Raw genomic sequence first — 18772 nt, forward strand, 5'->3', positions numbered from 1 at the left:
TTTTTTCAATCCGCTACCGTATGGTAACTTGCTCGAAAAACGAAAACGGAAAACCATGTCCCTGCATTATCCCTTCACAGAGATTCCCGCCGCCGGCGAGTTGCGCGAGGTTGCGCCCGGCATCTTCTGGCTGCGCATGCCGCTGCCTTTCCAGCTCGATCACATCAACCTCTGGCTGTTGCGCGATGGCGACGGCTGGACCATCGTCGATACCGGCTTCGCGGATGACGGCGTGCGCGCCACCTGGCGCAGCATCCTCGACCGCCTGGACGGGCCGGTGAAACGTCTGATCGTCACCCACTTCCACCCCGATCACCTCGGCCTGGCGACCTGGCTGATGGAGCAGACCGGTGCGCCGCTGGCGATGACCAGCGCCGAGTTCCTGACCGCGCACGCGGTCTGGAACGAGGTCGGCGGTCATGGCGCCCAGTACATGGTCGAACAGTTCCGGCGGCACGGCCTGGACGAAGAACGCCTGGGCAAGTTCGCCAGCCGCGGTTCGGGCTACCGGCGGGCGGTGCCGGGTTTGCCGGTGCACTATTACCGCCTGAAGGCGGGCGATCAGGTGACGATCGACGATCTGGAATGGAAAATTCTCATCGGCTACGGCCATTCGCCGGAACATCTGGCGCTTTACTGTGCCAAACTGGGCGTGTTAATTTCAGGCGACATGCTGCTGCCGAAAATCTCGACCAACATCAGCGTTTTTGCCGCGACGCCGGATGCCGACGCCCTGCGCTGGTATCTCGAATCGCTGACGGTGATGGCCGAGGAAATTCCGCCGCAGACGTTGGTCCTGCCGTCGCACGGCCTGCCCTTCACGGGGGTGCAGGCGCGTGTGGGTGCCTTGCATGCGCACCACGAAGAACGATTGCATGCGCTGGAGAATAGCTGTGAACAAGCGCCGCAGAGCGCAGCCGGGTTGCTCGACGTGTTGTTTGGTCGGGCGCTCGATACACACCAAACCATGTTCGCGATGGGTGAAGCGATTGCCCATCTGAACTATCTGGAACACGCCGGACGATTGTCGAAGGAAATCGGCGACGACGGCGTGCTTCGCTATTCGCGGTTGCCAAAGCAATCCGCCGCGCACTGACAGAGGGAGTTTCAAATGCCGCAGCAAACCGAAGAACAGGGCCTCAACCTGCCCAACCCGGCCGAAATGGCCAAGACTTATGCCGAGGTTGCCCAGCGCGCCTCGCGCATCATCACCCAGTACATGGAAAGGAAGGCCAAGGACGGCGTCGAGGCGCCGTCCGACGAGATGGGCGTCGCCCGCGCCTTCATGGACCTTTCCGCCCGCCTGATGGCCAATCCCTACAAGCTGGCGCAGACCCAGATGAACATGATGTGGGATTACTTCTCGCTGTGGCAGGGTTCGATGATGAAGATGCTCGGGATGCCGGGCGCCGCGCCGGTCGCCGTGCCGCAGAAGGGCGACAAGCGCTTCAAGGACGAAGACTGGGAACAGCATTTCCTGTTCGACTTCGTCAAGCAGTCCTACCTGATCGCCGCCCGCCACATCCATGACACGGTCTGCTGTACCGAGGGGCTCGACGATGCCACCCAGCAGAAGGTCAATTTCTTCACCCGTCAGTACATCGACGCCCTGTCGCCGTCCAACTTCGCGCTGACCAACCCGGAAGTCTTCCGCGAAACGGTCAAGAGCCACGGCCAGAACCTGATCAAGGGTCTGAACAACCTGCTGCACGACATGAACGAGGATGGCCAGCTGCGCATCCGGATGACCGACACCTCCGCCTTCGAAATGGGCCGCAATGTCGCGACGACGCCGGGCAAGGTGGTCTACCAGAACGAGCTGTTCCAGCTGATCCAGTACAACCCGGGCACCACCGAGCAGTACAAGAAGCCCTTCCTCATCGTGCCGCCGTGGATCAACAAGTACTACATCCTCGATCTGCGCGAGAAGAATTCCTTCGTCAAATGGGCAACTGACCAGGGGCACACCACCTTCATCATCTCCTGGGTCAACCCGGACGAGAAGATGGCCCAGGTCGGCTTCGAAGACTACATGCTGAACGGCACGCTGGAAGCGATCACCCAGGTCTGCGCGCAGACCGGCGAGGATTCGGTCAATCTGGCGGCCTATTGCATCGGCGGCACGCTGACCATGTCCACGCTCGCCTACATGGCGGCGAAGAAGGACAAGCGCGTCAATTCGGCCACCTTCTTCACCACCATGCTCGATTTCTCCGAGCCGGGCGAACTGTCGGTCTTCCTCGACGAAGGGACGATCGAAGGACTCGAGAAGAAGATGGAGAAGCGCGGTTTCCTCGAGGGTTCGGAAATGGCCGGCACCTTCAACATGCTGCGCGCCAACGACCTGATCTGGTCCTTCGTGGTCAACAACTACCTGATGGGCAAGGACCCCTTCCCCTTCGACCTGCTCTACTGGAACTCCGATTCGACGCGCATGCCGGCGGCAATGCACAGCTTCTACCTGCGCAACATGTACCTCGAAAACCGTCTCAAGGATGTTGGCGGCGTCGAGCTCGGCGGCGTCAAGATCGATCTGCGCAAGGTCAAGACCCCGTGCTACTTCATCTCGACGATCGAAGACCACATCGCGCCGTGGAAGAGCACCTACACCGGGGCTCGCCTGCCGACCGGCAAGACCAAGTTCGTCCTCGGCGGCTCCGGGCATATCGCCGGCATCGTCAATCCGCCGGCGGCCAACAAGTACGGCTACTGGACCAATGACGCGACCGACGGCAACCTGCCGGAAAGCCCGGAGGATTTCCTGGCCGGTGCAACGCAGCACGCCGGTTCCTGGTGGACCCACTGGCAGGAATGGGTGACCGCGCTGCCGGGCGGCTCGGCCAAGGTGCCGGCGCGCGACCCGGCGGCCGGGGCGCTCAAGGCGCTGGAAGAGGCGCCGGGCAGCTACGTCAAGTTCCGTCTCGACGCGCAGAAGCAGGACTGAACTTTTCCATCCTGCGGCAATCAACGAGGGAGGCGTCAGCCTCCCTTTTTTCTGGCTGTTACAACTGCTAACAGCCGGCATCGGTGAGCGTGCTAGTCTGCAAAGGCCGGACAGACCGGCAACAGGAGGTAAAACCATGAAACGAATGATGATTGCCCTGAGTGCCATCAGCCTGGCATTCGCGGGGTGTGCGAACATGGACGAAACGCAGCGCCATACCGGTACCGGGGCGGCGATCGGTGCCGTCGCCGGGGCGGTGCTCGGTGCCGCCACGGCCAGCAAGTCCGACCGCGGCAAGGGGGCGGCGATCGGCGCCGCAGCCGGTGCGGCGATCGGCGCTGGCGGAGGCTACCTGTGGTCGAAACGCATGCAGGAACAGAAGGCCGAGATGGAACAGGTGACCCAGGGGACTGGTGTCGAAGTGACGCAGACGGCTGACAATCGCCTGAAGCTCGAGATTCCCAGCGATGTTTCCTTCGATTCCGGCAGTTACGCGATCAAGCCTTCGCTGCGGCCGGTGCTCGACAAGCTGGCCGCCGGTCTCGCCGAACACGCGGTGACGCGGGTGACGATCGTCGGTCATACCGACAGTTCCGGCTCGGACAAGATCAATAATCCCTTGTCGGTGAAGCGGGCGGAAGCGGTGCGCGACTATCTGGTACCGCGCGGTGTGGCGGCGTCGCGGGTCGGCGTCGATGGGCGCGGCGCGCGTGAGCCGCTGGCCGACAATGCGACGGCGGAAGGCCGGGCGAAGAACCGGCGGGTCGAAATCTTCATTGCCGAGGGGCAGGCCGCCAACTGAGGGCCGGCCATCCCGCGATCACGGCCCGCCGCGCGCGGGCCGTTCAGTTTCCGGGGAACGGCAGCCGCGGCAGACTGGGCCATTCGATCGCGTCGAGCATGTTCTTGACGATCAGCCCAAGCTCGGTGTCGCCGGTGATTTCCAGTTCACGGTTGAAGAACAGCGTATCCGGGTCTTCCTGCCGTGCCAGCAACTGCAGATAGGCCGACAGGTTGGCGGCAAACGCCAGGTCCGGCTCGCGTTGTGCGTTGAAGACCGGGCGGAACAGGCCGTTGCTGAAGGTATAGTGGGCCACGCCGCCGGTGTCGAGGACGCGGACCCGGAACAGCTTGTCCTCCAGCGCGCCGAGTTCGCTCTCCGGCAGCAGCTTGAGCTTGAGGGCGGCGTTGAGTGCCGTCACCAGCGCCAGCGAATGCGGCCACTGCGGCAGCTTGTGGCCGATTTCGGCGATCAGTGCCGGCAGCCGGAAACGGGGAATGACGAAATGCGGGCTCATGCGGGGACTCCGGTGCGGGCGGGTGGCGGGAGGTGATGACTGGCGATCCCGGCGTCGCCGAACCAGTAACCGTCGACCAGACCGCATTCGCTCCACGCCGCCGTATCGACGGCGGGCGTCTGGCCGTGCCGAGCGGCATCGAAGGCGGCGATGATTTCGTCCATCCGCTGCTGCTGTGGGCTGAGACGGACGATGTCGATGTCCAGCGCAAGCAGGGTCGGCATCTCGCCGAGCAGGCAGTAGGTCTGCGCCGACATCGTCTGGATCCCGTTGATGGTCAGGAAGGCCTGGCCTTCGCGGGTCTTCAGCGTCAGTCCTTCGGCATGCTCGAGGCACTTGAACTGGCAGTCGTCCTTGTTCAGTTCGTAATGGCGGGCGGTGAAGCAGCGCGCCGAGAAGGCAAGCGGAATCTTGCCGAAGGCGAACACTTCCGTCTCGACGCCGGCCGGCCGGCTGGCGTGCAGCGGTTCGATCAGGGCACGCGAAGCTTCCAGCGGCGGCACCCAGCGCTTCATGCCGTAGCGGGTGAAGGTGGCGAGGGTGGCTTCGTTGTAGATGTTGAGGTGCGGACCGGCGACGAAATCCTGTCCGGTCACCAGGTTGATCGCGCCGAGGTCGTTGGCTTCGACCTTGCAGCCGGCTTCGTCAACCAGCCGGCGGAGCGCCTTGAGGTCACTTTCCGATTCGAGCAGCGCCTGCGCCGAGACGACGACTTCCTTGCCGGCATCGCTCAGGTCGCGGGCCAGGCCGATCCAGTCGGCGGTGCGCAGTTGCTGGCGCCGCGAGCAGACGACTTCGCCGACGTGGATGATGTCGAGCGCCGGGTTTTCCGACATCGCTGCGTAGAATTCCATCACTTCTGCCTTGGGCCAGAACCAGAGCAGGGGGCCGAGCGACAGTTTCATGCTTATCTCCAGGGCCGGTTGTAGGCGCCCAGCGTCGCCTGGTTGCCTTCCGAGACCTTGGCCAGTTCGGCCTGCCAGGCCGGCTTCACGTGGTAGCGTTCGGCGCCGTCGCGCAGCGCGTCGAGGGCGGCGCGCAGGGTGCGGGTGACCTGGGTGACGTAGGTCGGGCTGCGCTGACGGCCTTCGACCTTGATCGCGCGGACGCCGATCTTGACGATTTCCGGGAGGATTTCCAGGACGTTGAGGCTGGTCGGTTCTTCCAGCGCGTAATAGGTTTCGCCGCGCACCTCGAAGCGGCCCTTGCACAGCGTCGGGTAGCCGGCCGGCTCGCTGTCGCCGAAGCGGTCGATGAGGATGCCGTTGAGGCGGGTTTCCATGGTGCCGGGTTGCTTGTCCCACTTGACGTACTTGGCCGGCGAGCAGGCGCCGACGGTATTCGGCGATTCGCCGCAGGCGTAGGACGACAGCCAGCAGCGGCCCTCGTTCATCACGCACAGGCTGCCGAAGCCGAAGACCTCGATTTCGACGTCGGTGTTGCGGATGACGTTCTCGACCTGAGCGAGCGTCAGTACACGCGGCAGGACGGCGCGGCGGATGCCGAATTCGCGGCGGCAGAAGTTGATCGCCTCGTAGCTGGTGGCCGAGCCCTGCACCGACAGGTGCAGGCGCTGCTGCGGGTGGCGCCGGCTGGCGTAATCGAGGAGGCCGACATCGGCCAGGATGATCGCGTCCACGCCGAGGTCGACCGCGGCATCGACCGCCTTGTGCCAGTCGCCGACGCGGCCGGCCTGGGGGAAGGTGTTGATCGCCAGCAGCACCTCGCGGCCCTTGGCATGGGCATAGCGGATACCTTCGCCCATGGTCTTCGGATCGAAGTTGAGCCCGGCGAAATTGCGTGCGTTGGTATCGTTCTTGAAGCCGAGATAGACGGCGTCGGCGCCATTGTCGACGGCGGCCCTGAGGGCCGGCAGGCTGCCGGCCGGACAGACGAGGTCGGGCAGTGGGGGCATGGCTGGTTCCAGGCAGATGAAGCGGAGAAGTATAGCGACTCGTATCGTGCCGCCGTTGATCCGCATCAAAAGCCGGGCTCGTGCTAGGATTGGGCAACACAACGTTCGCCCGGAACTCAGCTTCATGTCCGACCATCGTGTCCTCGTCGTCGATGACGAAGCCATCAACCTGATGCTGATCGAGGATTTTCTCGAGCAGGAGCAGTTGGCGCTCGAACTGTTCGCCGACCCGCTCGCCGCCTGGCAGCGTCTGGCGGCGCCCGACAGCGATTTCGCGCTGGTCGTGCTCGATCGCATGATGCCGGGCATGGATGGCATCGAGTTCCTGCGCCGGGTCAAGGCCGACCGCCGTTTCGCCGATGTGCCGGTGATCATGCAGACGGCGGCCTCGGCGCCGGAGCAGGTGCGCGAGGGACTGGAAGCCGGGGCTTATTACTACCTGACCAAGCCTTACGCGCCGGAGGCGCTGATCTCGATCGTCCGCGCGGCGCTCGAGGATCGCCGGGCCCGCGTTTCGCTGCGCACGCTGGCGGCGCACATTGAGGAAGCGCAGAAACTCTTGGTCTGCGCCGAATACGGGTTTTCCACGCTGGAGGAAATCTCCTGCCTGGTGCCGGTGCTGGCCGGCATCTGTCCGGAACCCGACCGCGTCGCTCCCGGATTGTCCGACCTCATGGTCAACGCGGTCGAACATGGCAATCTGGGGATTTCCTACCGCGAGAAATCGCTGCTCAAATGGGACGGCGACTGGGAAGGCGAGATTCGCAAGCGGCTCGCCCAGCCGGAATTCCGCGAGCGGCGGGCGTGTGTGCGCATCGAGCGGACGGCGTCGGCGATTTCCTTCCGCATTGTCGACCAGGGGCGCGGTTTCGACTGGCGAAAATTCCTCGATTTCGACCCCGAGCGCGTCTTTGACCCCAACGGCCGGGGAATCGCCATGGCGCGGATGACCAGCTTCAGCAGCCTGCAGTACGAAGGTTGCGGCAACGTCGTCGTCGCCACCGTCGATTTGCCCGTGGTGGCGTAAGCGGCTTCAGCGGGTGACGATCGTCGGCTGGTAGCCGAAACTGCTGCGGAAGCGCTCGGCGACCACCTGCGCCGCGGCGCGCGAGGCGTAGGGGCCAAGTTGCAGGCGGTGCAGTCCATTGGCGCGCAGGATGTGCATCTTTGCCTCGATCCAGTCGAATTCTCGTTCCAGATGCCGTTTCAGGTTGTCGGCGTTGTCGGCGTTGCCGAAGGCGCCAAGCTGCAGGTAAACCCCGGGCGGCAGGGCGGTCTCGACCGCCGGCGCAGGCGTGGCGGCGACGCTGGGGGCGGCTGGCGGCGCCACCTGGGCGTAGGCGGTGGCGGTTTCCTGGCCGGGGATGATTGCCTCGACCTCGACTTCGCCGCTGCCACCGTTCACCAGCCCGAGCTTGTAAGCGGCGGTGTAGGAAAGATCGATGATGCGGCTGGCGTGGAACGGGCCGCGGTCGATGACGCGGACGATCACCGAGCGGCCGTTCTGCACGTTGCTGACGCGCACATAGGAGGGCAGGGCCAGGGTCGGATGGGCGGCGGTCATCGCGAACATGTCGTAAGGCTCGCCGATCGAGGTCTTCTGGCCGTGGAACTTCTTGCCGTACCAGCTGGCGATGCCGCGGGCCTTGTAGGGGCGGACGCTGGTGTGCGGCACATAACTGGTGCCGAAGACTTCGTAGGGGCGCAGCGCCGGCTTGTGCAGCGGTTCCCAGCGCGGGATCGCGTCGGGGGTCTGGTCGAGATTTTCCGGGATTTCGTCGCCGGGGCCGTCGTCCTTGTAATAGCCGCCACCCCAGCGCCGGTTCGGCGCTGGCTGGGGGGCCGGCCGGCTGGCGCTCGCCGTCGGCCGCTCATTCCTGGCCGCGGGCTCGGGGGTGCTGCCGCAGGCGGCGAGCAGGATGCAGGGAAGGAGCAGGCGCCAGGTGTCTTTCATTTCTTGACCAGCATGCGGTGGGTATGGATGCTCATCAGGATGCCGATGCCCAGCATCAGCGTGATCAGCGCGGTGCCGCCGTAGCTGATGAAGGGCAGCGGTACGCCGACCACCGGCAGGATACCCGAGACCATGCCCATGTTGACGAAGGCGTAGATGAAGAAGACCAGGGTCAGCGCGCTGGCCAGCAGGCGCGAGAACAGGGTCGGCGCGGCGGCGGCGATCATCAGGCCGCGACCGATCAGCAGCGTGAACAGGAAGAGCAGGATGCCGTTGCCGAGCAAGCCCCATTCCTCGGAAAAGACGGCGAAAATGAAGTCGGTGTGCTTTTCCGGAATGAACTCGAGGTGGGTCTGGGTCCCCTTGAGCCAGCCCTTGCCGAGGCCGCCGCCGGAACCGATGGCGATGGTGGACTGGATGATGTGGTAGCCGGCGCCGAGCGGGTCTGAGCTGGGATCGAGCAGGGTCAGGACGCGCCGCCGCTGGTAGTCGTGCAGCATGTTCCAGGCGAAGGGCATGGCGGCGCCGGCGGCGGCGGCCAGCCCGAACATCACCTTCCACGGCAGACCGGCGAAGAAGATGACGAAGAAGCCGGCGGCGCCGATCAGCAGCGAGGTGCCGAGGTCGGGTTGCTTGAGGATGAGGGCGATCGGCAGTAGGAGGATGACGCTGGCGATGGCGAAGTGCTTGGCGCGCAGCATCGATTCGTACTTGTGAAAATACCAGGCAAGCATCAGCGGCATGGCGATCTTCATGATCTCGGACGGCTGGATGCGCACGAAGCCGAGCGACAGCCAGCGCCGCGAGCCGTTGACGACGATGCCGAAGAGGGCGACGCCGATGAGCAGGATCAGGCCCAGCAGATAGAGCGGTACCGCCCAGCGCATCAGCGATTGGGGCGGGGTACGGGCGACGGCGAACATGACGGCGGTCGAAGCGGCGATGTTGACCAGTTGCCGGTCCAGTTTCCAGAAGCCGTCGCTGGCGGTGGCGGAGTAGATCGTCGCCAGGCCGATCGTCATCAGCGCCATGACAATCAGGAAGAGCGGCATGTCGAGGTGTGCCGTGAGGTTCTGGATGATGCGCCGGAGCAGTTTCATTGCGCTATTCCTCGCTCGCCGCGACGCCGTCGTCGCCGTTTTCTTCGCCGGAATCAACCTCCGGCGCCGGGCCGCCCGGCAGTTTGCCGATCAGGTAGTAGTCGAACACCTGGCGGGCGATGGGCGCTGCCGACTGGGCGCCGAAGCCGCCGTTTTCGACCATTACGGCGACGACGATTTTCGGCTTGTCCACCGGCGCGAAGGCGACGTACCAGGAGTGGTCGCGCAGGCGTTCGCGGAGTTGGCCGGCGATGTATTTCTGTCCGCCTTTCAGGCTGAAGACCTGGGCCGTCCCGGTCTTGCCGCCGGATTCGTAGGCGGCGCCGGCGAAGGCGCGGGCGCCGGTGCCCTCACGGACGACGCCGGCCATGGCGCGCTTGATCACCTCGACGTGCTCGGGTTTCAGGGGCGCCTGGCGGATCGGTTGCGGTTCGACGATGCGGACTTCGCCGCTGGTCGGGTTGGTGATGCTATGCACCAGGTGCGGGCGGAAGACCCTGCCGTAATTGACGATGTTGGCCAGGGCGTGCGCCATGTGCAGCGTCGAATAGGCGTTGTACCCCTGGCCGATGCCGACCGAGATGGTTTCGCCGGAGTACCACTTCTGCTGCTCGCGCTTCTTGAAGCGTTTCTGCTTCCATTCCGGCGACGGCAGGATGCCGGTCGCCTCGCCGGGAATGTCGATCTCGGTGCGTCGTCCCAGGCCGATTTCGCCCATGAAACGGGCGATGTTGTCGATCCCCATGTCGTTGGCCAGGGTGTAGTAGTAGGTGTTGCAGGAGACGACGATCGATTTGTGCATGTCGACCATGCCGTGCCCGCCGACCTTGTCGTCCATGAAGCGGCGGTTGCCGAAATTGAAGTAGCCGGGATCGGCGATTGCCTGGTTCGGGGTGCGCTTGCCGGTGGACAGCGCCGCCAGCGCCATCAGCGGCTTGAAGGTCGAACCGGGCGGGTAGGTCGAGTAGATCGCCCGGTTGAGCAGCGGCTTGTCCGGGTGGTTGTTCAGTTCGTCCCAGTCGTCGTAACGGATGCCGTCGACGAACAGGTTGGGGTCGAAAGCCGGCGAAGAGACGAGCGCGAGTACGGCGCCGTTGCTCGGGTCGATCGCCGTCAGCGCGCCGCGGCGCCCACCGAAGGCCTGTTCGGCCACCGACTGCAGGCGGGCGTCGAGGGTCAGCGCCAGGTTGTTGCCGGGGATCGGCGCGGTTTGCGAGAGGACGCGCACGGCCCGGCCGCCGGCGTCGACTTCGACCTGTTCGTAGCCTGCCGTGCCGTGCAGTTCGAATTCGTAATTGGCTTCCAGACCGATCTTGCCGATGTGTTCGGTGCCCTTGTAGTTGGCATCGTGTCCACCGGCGTCGATCATCTCCTTGTCCTTGGTGTTGATCCGGCTGATGTAGCCGATGGCGTGGGCGGCCAGCGTGTTTTCGGGATACTGCCGGAACAGCCGGGCCTTCACCTCGACGCCAGGGAAGCGATAGCGCTGCGCGGCAAAGCGGGCGACTTCCTCGTCGGTGAGGCGGGTGCGGATCGGGATCGATTCGAAGTTCTTCGATTCCTCGAGCAGGCGCTTGAAACGGCGTCGATCCTTGAGCTGGATTTCGACGATTTCGCCGAGGCGATCGATGGTTTCCTCGAGACCGAGGGTTTTCGACGGCGTGATTTCCAGCGTGAAGGCGGAATAGTTGCGGGCCAGGATGACGCCGTTGCGGTCGATGATGTTGCCGCGGTTGGGCATCACCGGGACCAGCGAAATGCGGTTGCTTTCGGCGCGGGTGGTGTAGTACTCGTGCTGCACGATCTGCAGGTAGAAAAAGCGGCCGAACAGCAGTACGAAACAGGTCAGGACGAAGGCGCCAGCGAACAGAATCCGACGCCGGAAACGGTCGGGGTCCTGTTCTCCGTGATGAAATTCGCTCATGGTCGGGGGGTCAGAGCGGGCGGTTGGCGTCCCTTTCCACCGGCTGGTACTGGGGCAGCAGCAACAGGAAGGTGGCGGGAATCCAGAGCAGGGTGGCGCTCAGCGGGCCGATCAGGTAACCCCAGCCGGGGAAATCGGCGCCGGTCGGCAGGCGCATCAGCAACTGGATGACCTGGCAGGCGAGCAGTAGCGGAAAAATCTGCAGTGCCTGCTGGGCCAGCGGGAACCACAGGATGCGCCGCGACTGGCCGGCGGCGAAATAAGCGAGCAGGACATAGGCGAAACAGTGCTGGCCGAGGACCGCGCCGTCGGCGACGTCCATCGCCAGGCCGAGGAAAAAGGCCCAGCCCATGCCGACCCGGCGGGTCTCGCGGATGCACCAGAAACAGAGGACTAGGGCGACCCAATCGGGAATGCCGGGCCAGTGGGCGGTCGGCAGGAAGTTGGCGAGCAGGGCGGCGAACAGGCTGGCGACGATGAACCAGGGGCGGACCGGCAGCAGGATGCGCGAGGAGGAGAAGGTCGGTTGCATCATTTCTTTTCCGCTTGGCCCGGCGTGCCGCTGTTGCCGGCGCGGCCCGGTGAATCCGGCGGTGGCGGCGGCTGGGATTCGCGCGGGGCGAGGACCAGGACTTCGCCGAAGTTCTCGACGGCGGCGACCGGGGCGCAACGGATGCGGGCAAAGGCGTAGGAATTGTCGCGCTCGATGCTGACCACCTTGGCCACCGGGAAACCGGCCAGGTAGACGCCGTCCAGCCCCGAGGTGACGAGCAGGTCGCCTTCGCGGATGTCGGCGTTGGCGGGGATGTAGCGCAGTTCGAGTTCGCCGCTGCCGAGACCGAAGACGACCGAGCGCTGGCCGCTGCGCACGACCTGGACGGGAACCGTCTGGTCCTTGTCGGTGATCAAGGTGATTTCGGCGGAGAAGGGGAAGACCCGGGTTACCTGGCCGACCACGCCGGCTTCGTCGATCGCCGGCTGGCCGGCGACGATGCCCGATTGCTGGCCTTTGTCGATGACGATGCGGCGGGTGAAGGGATCGCGCGCCGTGTACATGATGCGCGCCACCTCGCCGCGCGCTTTTTCCCGCTCCTTGACGGCGAGCAGTTTGCGCAGGCGGTCGTTCTCGGTTTCCAGCTGCTCCAGGCGCAGCAGGTTGGGGGCGGTCTGCAACTGGGCCTGCTTCAGGCTGCGGTTTTCCTCGAGCAGCTTGTCCAGTCCGCGCAGATAGTCACCGGCATTGTCGACCAGGCCGCCCGGCATCTGGGCGATGCGCTGGATCGGGTCGGTGATCAGGGCGACGGTCTGGCGCAGCAGATCAAGGCTGCGCAAACGGAGGTCGACAAAAAACAGCGCCAATGACAGCGCCACGTAGAAAGTCAGAAGGGCCAGCGGTGCTGGCCCTCGCTTGAAGAAGGGAGGTGGTGCGTGGTCGGAGCCGGCCATCGCTTAGTCCTGCAAGCGGGTGGTTGACCGGTCAGTCCGAGGCAAAGATGCTGCCCAGCTTGTCCATCTTTTCCAGCGCCATGCCGCAACCACGGGCAACGCAGGTCAGCGGTTCGTCGGCGACGATCACCGGCAGGCCGGTTTCTTCCATCAGCAGGCGGTCGAGGTCGCGCAGCAGGGCGCCGCCGCCGGTCAGGACCATGCCCTTCTCGGCGATGTCGGCACCGAGTTCGGGCGGCGTCTTTTCCAGCGCCGACTTGACCGCGGAAATGATCTGGTTGAGCGGGTCGGTCAGCGCTTCGAGGATTTCGTTCGACGAGATCGTGAACTTGCGCGGGATGCCTTCGGCCTTGTTGATGCCGGAGACTTCCATTTCCTTGATCTCGGCGCCCGGGAAGGCGGAGCCGATGTTCTTCTTGATGTTTTCGGCGGTGTTCTCGCCGATCATCATGCCGTAGTTGCGGCTGATGTAATTGATGATCGCCTCGTCGAGCTTGTCGCCACCGACGCGTACCGAGCCGGCATAGACCATGCCGCCGAGCGAGATGACGCCGACTTCCGTCGTGCCGCCGCCGATGTCGACGACCATCGAACCGGTCGCTTCGGCGACCGGCAGGCCGGCGCCGATGGCGGCCGCCATCGGCTCCTCGATCAGGTACACCTGGCTGGCGCCGGCACCGAGCGCCGATTCGCGGATGGCGCGGCGTTCGACCTGAGTCGAGCCGGACGGCACGCAGATGATGATGCGCGGGCTGGGCGAGAAGAGCTTGGAGTCGTGCGCCTTCTTGATGAACTGCTTGAGCATCTGCTCGGTGACCGTGAAGTCGGCAATCACACCGTCTTTCATGGGCCGGATCACGGTGATGCTGCCGGGCGCCTTGCCCAGCATTTCCTTGGCTTCCCGGCCGACGGCCTGGATGGTTTTCTTGGCGTTGGGGCCGCCTTCGAGGCGGATCGCAACGACCGACGGCTCATCGAGGACGATCGAGCGGCCACGCACGTAAATCAGCGTATTGGCCGTGCCGAGGTCGATGGCAAGGTCGTTGGAAAAATACTTGGAGAGGAATCCGAACATCTGTTGAGCTCCGCGTTGGGGGGTGCGGTAGATAAAGCTTTTATGATACCTTACAACGCTTTCGTTTATAAGGCTTTGTGCGCTGCAAAAAGCCTTTTTCAAGCCATGTCGCTCTCTACTGAACAGGTTCTGCGGATCGCCCATCTCGCCCGCATCGAGGTCAGCGAATCCGAGGCACTGACCACGCAAGCCCACCTCAACGGCATCTTCGCGCTGATCGAACAGATGCAGGCGGTCGATACCCGCGGTATCGAGCCGATGGCACACGCTCAGGATCTCGGCCAGCGCCTGCGCGACGATGTCGTCAGCGAATTCGACCGGCGCGCCGCCTTCCAGGCGGTCGCTCCGGAAACCGAGGCCGGTCTCTATCTCGTGCCGAAGGTGATCGAATGATAACCAGGAGTCTGAAGCAGCTGTCGCAGGCGCTGGCGGCGAAGGAAATTTCCAGCGTCGAACTGAGCACGCTGTTCCTCGATCGCATCGCCCGCCTCAATCCCGAGATCAACGCCTTCATCACCGTCGACCGGGAGAAGACACTGGCCATGGCGGCGGCTGCCGACCAGCGCCTGGCGGTGGGCAGCGGCGGTGCGCTGACCGGTATCCCGATCGCCCAGAAGGACATCTTCTGCGCCGAAGGCTGGACGACGACCTGCGGTTCGAAGATGCTCGCCAACTTCGTCGCGCCTTACGATGCGACGGTGATCGCAAAAATGCATGGCGAGGCCGGCCTGGTCTCGCTGGGCAAGACCAACATGGACGAGTTCGCGATGGGCTCGTCAAACGAAAGCTCGCATTTCGGGCCGGTGAAGAATCCCTGGGATCGCGCGCGGGTACCCGGCGGTTCGTCCGGCGGTTCGGCGGCGGCGATCGCCGCCCGCCTGGCGCCGGCAGCCACCGGCACCGATACCGGCGGCTCGATCCGCCAGCCGGCGGCGCTGTGCAACCTGACCGGCCTCAAGCCGACTTACGGCGTCGTCTCGCGCTACGGCATGATTGCCTACGCCTCGTCGCTCGACCAGGGCGGTCCGATGGCCGGCACGGCCGAAGACTGCGCGCTGCTGCTCAACGCGATGGCCGGCTTCGATCCCCGCGATTCGACGTCGCTCGAGCGCCCGACCGAGGATTACACGCGTGACCTCGAACAACCGCTGGCCGGCCTGCGCATCGGCCTGCCCCGGGAGTTCTTCGCTGCCGGTTGCGATGCCGGGGTGATGGCGGCGGTGCAAGAGGCGATCCGCGAATACGAGCGGCTCGGCGCGACCATCGTCGACGTCTCGCTGCCCAATTCCCATCTCTCGGTGCCGGCTTACTACGTGATCGCGCCGGCCGAGGCGAGTTCCAACCTGAGCCGCTTCGACGGCGTCCGCTACGGCTATCGCGCGCCGGACTACGGCAGCCTCGACGACATGTACGCGAAGACCCGCGCCCAGGGCTTCGGCGGCGAGGTGAAGCGGCGCATCCTGATCGGTACCTACGTCCTCTCGCACGGTTACTACGACGCCTATTACCTGCAGGCGCAGCGCATCCGCCGCTTGATCGCCGACGATTTCACGGCCGCTTTCGCGTCCTGCGATGTCATCCTCGGGCCGACTTCGCCATCGACGGCCTTCCGTCTCGGCGAAAAGTCTACCGATCCGGTGCAGATGTACCTGTCCGACATCTATACCGTCGCCGTCAACCTTGCCGGCCTGCCCGGCATGTCGATTCCCTGCGGTTTCGCCGACGGCCTGCCGGTCGGTCTGCAACTGATCGGCAACTATTTTGGCGAGGCTCGCCTGCTCAATGTCGCACACCGTTTCCAACAGGCGACCGACTGGCATCTGCGTCGTCCGGCAGGCATCGAATGAAGCGGCGTCTGACTCTGGGCCTGGCGGTTGCCTTGCTCGCCGCCTGCGCGACGCCGCCGGCGCCGACGCCCGAGGCAACGACACCGGCGTCGACCGCGCCGGCGCCGAGTGCCGAGAAATCGCCGGAGTTCAAGAACTCGACCTTGAAGTACCTGGCCAAGCGCAATCTGAAGCCGCAGCCGACGCGTCCGCTCAACGTGCGTTCCCGTTGCTCGCACAAGGACGCGATCGGCACCGTGACCCGCCTCAATCTGCTGGTCAAGGAGGCCGATGTCAAAGCCTTCGACGTCCAGGTCAGCCTGAAGGGACATGGCGCCTGCCGTTTCAATTCCAGCGATTTCAAGCAGGATGCCAGGCTGCCGCAGGTCCTGCTGCGGCACAAGACCCAGAACGATTGCACGGTGCGCATGTGGGAGCAGGGCAAGGAGGTGACGATCGCCTTCAACAGTTGCCCGCAAGCCTGCGAAGGTCAGGCGTTCCAGTACCTGTGGCCGGTCATCGTCGATGCGAAGACCGGACGTTGTCATTGAACGGATGAAACCATGAACCAGTGGGAAGTCGTAATCGGCATCGAGACCCATGCCCAGCTCTCGAGCATCTCCAAGATATTCTCCGGCGCCTCCACCGCCTTCGGCGCCGCGCCCAACACCCAGGCCTGTGCCGTCAACCTCGCGTTGCCCGGCGTCCTGCCGGTGCTCAACCGCAAGGCGGTCGAATGCGCGATCCGCTTCGGGCTGGCGATCGGCGCCCAGGTTGCGCCGAAATCGGTGTTCGCACGCAAGAACTACTTTTACCCGGATTTGCCGAAGGGCTACCAGATCAGCCAGTTCGAACTGCCGGTGGTGCAGGGCGGGGCGATCACCGTCGCCGTCGGTAGCGGCGACAAGGCTTACGAGAAGACGGTCAACCTGACCCGCGCCCATCTCGAAGAGGACGCCGGCAAGTCGCTGCACGAGGACTTCCAGGGCAAGTCGGGGATCGACCTCAACCGCGCCGGCACGCCGCTGCTCGAAATCGTCACCGAGCCGGACATGCGCTCAAGCGACGAGGCTGTTGCCTACGCCCGGGCGCTGCACGCGCTGGTACGCTGGATTGGCATCTGCGACGGCAACATGCAGGAAGGCTCGTTCCGCTGCGACGCCAACGTTTCCGTGCGCCGCCCCGGCGCGCCTTACGGTACCCGGCGCGAGATCAAGAACCTCAATTCCTTCCGTTTTCTCAAGGAAGCGATCGATTTCGAAGTGCAGTGGCAGATCAACGAGATCGAGGAAGGCCGCGCCATTCAGCAGGCCACCGTGCTGTTCGACCCGGATAGCGGCGAAACCCGCATGATGCGCAGCAAGGAAGACGCGCACGACTACCGCTATTTCCCCGATCCCGACCTCCTGCCGCTGCTCATCCCGGCTGACTGGATCGACCGGGTGCGCGGTGAGCTGCCGGAATTGCCGGGGCAGAAGCGGCAGCGCTTCATGGCGCAGTTCGGCCTCTCCGCCTATGACGCGACGACGCTGACCGCCAGCCAGGAGATCGCCGCCTATTTCGAAGCCGTCGTCGGCATTGCCGGCGCCGCCAACGCCAAGCCCTGCGCCAACTGGGTGATGGTCGACCTGGCCGCCCGCCTCAACAAGGAAGGCCGCGAGATCGGCGAGTCGCCGGTCAGCGCCGCGCAACTGGGTGGCTTGATCCAACGCATCGCCGACAACACCATTTCCAACAACATCGCCAAGAAGGTTTTCGAGGCATTGTGGAACGGCGAGGGAGCGAGCGCCGACGAGGTGATCGAGAAGCAGGGGCTGCGCCAGATTACCGACAGCGGGGCCATCGCCGCGCTGGTCGACGAAGTCATTGCCGCCAACCCGGGCAATGTCGCCGAATACCGTGCCGGCAAGGAAAAGGCGTTCAACGCCCTGGTCGGTCAGGTGATGAAGGCGGCCAAGGGCAAGGCCAACCCGCAGCAGGTCAACGCGCTGTTGAAGGAGAAACTGGCCGGCTGAGCGAGCGGCGGCCGGTCAGCTCGTAGTAGCGCTGGCGGTCGCCGTCGTACTTGGCGTGGATCTTGGCCAGCTCCTTGCGTTTGACCTCGATCAGTTCCTGCTGCAGGCGGATTTCATGGTTGACCGTGCGCAGGTCGCTGGCCAGTACCGGGGGCATCGGCGTTCGTTTGTAGAACTCGGCTTCAGCCATCAGCTTGCTTTGCCGCTTCTGCAACTCGGTGATCTTCTCGGTGGCGTCGCGGATGGTCAGGTTGACGTCGCCTTCCGCCTTGTCCTGCGCCATGTCGATATCTTCCGGCGTGGCGTAAGTGGAGAGCAGGGCGGCGTCCATGCGCCGCCGTTCCAGTCTCTGCTCCTCGAGCTGCTGCTGGCGCTTGGCGGCGGCAGCAGCGACCGCTTTTTCCTCCGGCGTCATGGCGGCCGCAACTTCCCGGATTGGATTGCCCGCCCGGTCGAAGACGCGATAGGCGCGTCCCCGGCACTGGGGGGGCAGGGTGTCGCCGCAGGCGCGGCGACCGTTGCCCGGGTCGGTGCAGCAGTAGTACTCCTCCGCTCCCCAGCTCGGGGCGCTCAGTACGATCAGCAGGAGGGCGAAGGGCAGTTTAGGCATCGACACCGTAGCGTTCGCGGTAGCGGGCGACGGCGGCCCGGTGCGCGTCGAATTCCGGATGGCTCTCAAGATAGGTCATCAGGTCGTGCAGGCCAGCGACTGCGACCACCGGAATGCCATAGTCGCGCCGCACTTCCTGAACCGCCGACAGTTCGCCTTGACCGCGTTCCTGGCGGTCGAGCGCGATCAGTACGCCTGCCGGTGTGGCACCGGCGGCGCGGATAAGTTCCACCGATTCGCGGACCGAGGTGCCGGCCGAGATCACGTCATCGACGATCAGCACGCGGCCGGCCAGCGGGGCGCCGACGATATTGCCGCCTTCGCCGTGGTCCTTGGCTTCCTTGCGGTTGAAGGCGAACGGGTAATTGCTGCCGGCGCCAGCGAGGGCGATGGCGATTGCGGCGACTAGCGGAATGCCCTTGTAGGCAGGACCGAACAGCATCTCGAAGGCGACGCCGCCGGTCTGGGCCGCTTTCGCGTAGAATCCGGCGAGCCGTCCGAGCGACGCGCCGTCGTTGAACAGGCCGGCGTTGAAGAAGTAGGGCGACTGGCGCCCGGCCTTGGTGGTGAATTCGCCAAAGCGGAGCACCTTGCAGGCGACGGCGAATTCGATGAATTCCTGACGAAAATCCATAAATCTCCAGTGTCAGTCGGAAATACGACCG

The 18772-nt window shown here is 64.6% G+C and carries 19 protein-coding genes; 8 read left to right on the forward strand and 11 right to left on the reverse strand.

Features of this window, described 5'->3' with window-relative positions; translation table 11 throughout:
- The first annotated feature begins 55 nt into the window (after positions 1 to 55).
- The 3 genes from AC0KWY_RS14830 to AC0KWY_RS14840 all read left to right on the forward strand — a co-directional run bounded on the left by AC0KWY_RS14830 (position 56) and on the right by AC0KWY_RS14840 (position 3746).
- Positions 56 to 1096, forward strand: coding sequence for an MBL fold metallo-hydrolase (locus tag AC0KWY_RS14830; protein ID WP_474026263.1), 1041 nt, complete (start codon positions 56 to 58; stop codon positions 1094 to 1096).
- A 15-nt stretch (positions 1097 to 1111) separates the two neighbouring features.
- Positions 1112 to 2944 carry a PHA/PHB synthase family protein gene (locus AC0KWY_RS14835; RefSeq protein ID WP_474026264.1) on the forward strand — a complete coding sequence of 611 codons (1833 nt, stop codon included), beginning with the start codon at positions 1112 to 1114 and terminating at the stop codon, positions 2942 to 2944.
- Positions 2945 to 3080: 136 nt separating this feature from the next.
- Positions 3081 to 3746, forward strand: a complete 666-nt coding sequence (locus tag AC0KWY_RS14840; protein ID WP_474026265.1) for a YiaD family glycine zipper/OmpA-like lipoprotein — start codon at positions 3081 to 3083, stop codon at positions 3744 to 3746.
- A gap of 43 nt (positions 3747 to 3789) precedes the next feature.
- Here AC0KWY_RS14840 and ubiT read toward each other — a convergent pair whose 3' ends face one another.
- The 3 genes from ubiT to ubiU are packed head-to-tail and all read right to left on the reverse strand — an operon-like array spanning position 3790 to position 6157.
- Entirely contained in the window at positions 3790 to 4242 is a 453-nt protein-coding gene (gene ubiT / locus AC0KWY_RS14845; RefSeq protein WP_474026266.1) for a ubiquinone anaerobic biosynthesis accessory factor UbiT, read from the reverse strand.
- On the reverse strand, positions 4239 to 5147 hold the full coding sequence (locus tag AC0KWY_RS14850) for a U32 family peptidase (RefSeq protein ID WP_474026267.1): 909 nt from the start codon (positions 5145 to 5147) through the stop codon (positions 4239 to 4241). Before AC0KWY_RS14850 ends, ubiT begins: the two co-directional genes overlap by 4 nt.
- A 2-nt stretch (positions 5148 to 5149) precedes the next feature.
- The gene (gene ubiU / locus AC0KWY_RS14855) at positions 5150 to 6157 is read right to left on the reverse strand and encodes a ubiquinone anaerobic biosynthesis protein UbiU (RefSeq protein WP_474026268.1); all 1008 of its coding nucleotides are present in this window, start codon (positions 6155 to 6157) and stop codon (positions 5150 to 5152) included.
- Between the two features lie 124 nt (positions 6158 to 6281).
- Here ubiU and AC0KWY_RS14860 point away from each other — a divergent pair, with 124 nt between their 5' ends.
- Entirely contained in the window at positions 6282 to 7184 is a 903-nt protein-coding gene (locus AC0KWY_RS14860) for a response regulator (RefSeq protein ID WP_474026269.1), read from the forward strand.
- Positions 7185 to 7190: 6 nt separating this feature from the next.
- Here AC0KWY_RS14860 and AC0KWY_RS14865 read toward each other — a convergent pair whose 3' ends face one another.
- Genes AC0KWY_RS14865 through AC0KWY_RS14890 form a run of 6 tightly spaced genes read right to left on the reverse strand, consistent with a single transcriptional unit; the run spans position 7191 to position 13656 of the window.
- Positions 7191 to 8111, reverse strand: coding sequence for a septal ring lytic transglycosylase RlpA family protein (locus AC0KWY_RS14865; RefSeq protein WP_474026270.1), 921 nt, complete (start codon positions 8109 to 8111; stop codon positions 7191 to 7193).
- A complete protein-coding gene (gene rodA, locus AC0KWY_RS14870) occupies positions 8108 to 9211 on the reverse strand; it encodes a rod shape-determining protein RodA (protein WP_474026271.1) in 1104 nt (367 codons plus the stop codon). Before rodA ends, AC0KWY_RS14865 begins: the two co-directional genes overlap by 4 nt.
- A 4-nt stretch (positions 9212 to 9215) precedes the next feature.
- Positions 9216 to 11135: a penicillin-binding protein 2 gene (gene mrdA, locus AC0KWY_RS14875; RefSeq protein ID WP_474026272.1), complete on the reverse strand. Its 1920-nt coding sequence runs from the start codon at positions 11133 to 11135 to the stop codon at positions 9216 to 9218.
- 10 nt (positions 11136 to 11145) lie between these two features.
- The gene (mreD, locus tag AC0KWY_RS14880; RefSeq protein ID WP_416694780.1) at positions 11146 to 11667 is read right to left on the reverse strand and encodes a rod shape-determining protein MreD; all 522 of its coding nucleotides are present in this window, start codon (positions 11665 to 11667) and stop codon (positions 11146 to 11148) included.
- Positions 11667 to 12581, reverse strand: a complete 915-nt coding sequence (gene mreC / locus AC0KWY_RS14885; protein WP_474026273.1) for a rod shape-determining protein MreC — start codon at positions 12579 to 12581, stop codon at positions 11667 to 11669. The genes mreD and mreC overlap by 1 nt, the downstream gene beginning before the upstream one ends.
- A gap of 31 nt (positions 12582 to 12612) precedes the next feature.
- On the reverse strand, positions 12613 to 13656 hold the full coding sequence (locus AC0KWY_RS14890) for a rod shape-determining protein (RefSeq protein ID WP_374325816.1): 1044 nt from the start codon (positions 13654 to 13656) through the stop codon (positions 12613 to 12615).
- 105 nt (positions 13657 to 13761) lie between these two features.
- Here AC0KWY_RS14890 and gatC point away from each other — a divergent pair, with 105 nt between their 5' ends.
- From gatC to gatB, 4 genes are read left to right on the forward strand one after another with little or no spacing between them, the layout of a single operon-like run.
- Positions 13762 to 14049: an Asp-tRNA(Asn)/Glu-tRNA(Gln) amidotransferase subunit GatC gene (gene gatC, locus AC0KWY_RS14895; protein WP_474026274.1), complete on the forward strand. Its 288-nt coding sequence runs from the start codon at positions 13762 to 13764 to the stop codon at positions 14047 to 14049.
- Positions 14046 to 15503, forward strand: a complete 1458-nt coding sequence (gatA, locus tag AC0KWY_RS14900; protein WP_474026275.1) for an Asp-tRNA(Asn)/Glu-tRNA(Gln) amidotransferase subunit GatA — start codon at positions 14046 to 14048, stop codon at positions 15501 to 15503. Before gatC ends, gatA begins: the two co-directional genes overlap by 4 nt.
- Positions 15500 to 16033 (forward strand): hypothetical protein, encoded by a 534-nt coding sequence (locus AC0KWY_RS14905; protein ID WP_474026276.1) that lies wholly within the window; start codon positions 15500 to 15502, stop codon positions 16031 to 16033. Before gatA ends, AC0KWY_RS14905 begins: the two co-directional genes overlap by 4 nt.
- Before the next feature lie 12 nt (positions 16034 to 16045).
- Positions 16046 to 17497, forward strand: a complete 1452-nt coding sequence (gatB, locus tag AC0KWY_RS14910) for an Asp-tRNA(Asn)/Glu-tRNA(Gln) amidotransferase subunit GatB (RefSeq protein WP_474026277.1) — start codon at positions 16046 to 16048, stop codon at positions 17495 to 17497.
- Here gatB and AC0KWY_RS14915 read toward each other — a convergent pair.
- Positions 17463 to 18107, reverse strand: coding sequence for a hypothetical protein (locus AC0KWY_RS14915; protein ID WP_474026278.1), 645 nt, complete (start codon positions 18105 to 18107; stop codon positions 17463 to 17465). The two genes, gatB and AC0KWY_RS14915, sit on opposite strands and share 35 nt — an antisense overlap.
- On the reverse strand, positions 18100 to 18741 hold the full coding sequence (pyrE, locus tag AC0KWY_RS14920; protein WP_474026279.1) for an orotate phosphoribosyltransferase: 642 nt from the start codon (positions 18739 to 18741) through the stop codon (positions 18100 to 18102). The genes AC0KWY_RS14915 and pyrE overlap by 8 nt, the downstream gene beginning before the upstream one ends.
- Between the last annotated feature and the right edge of the window lie 31 nt (positions 18742 to 18772).

The sequence above is a fragment of the Azonexus sp. MM2026_4 genome, assembly GCF_055901855.1.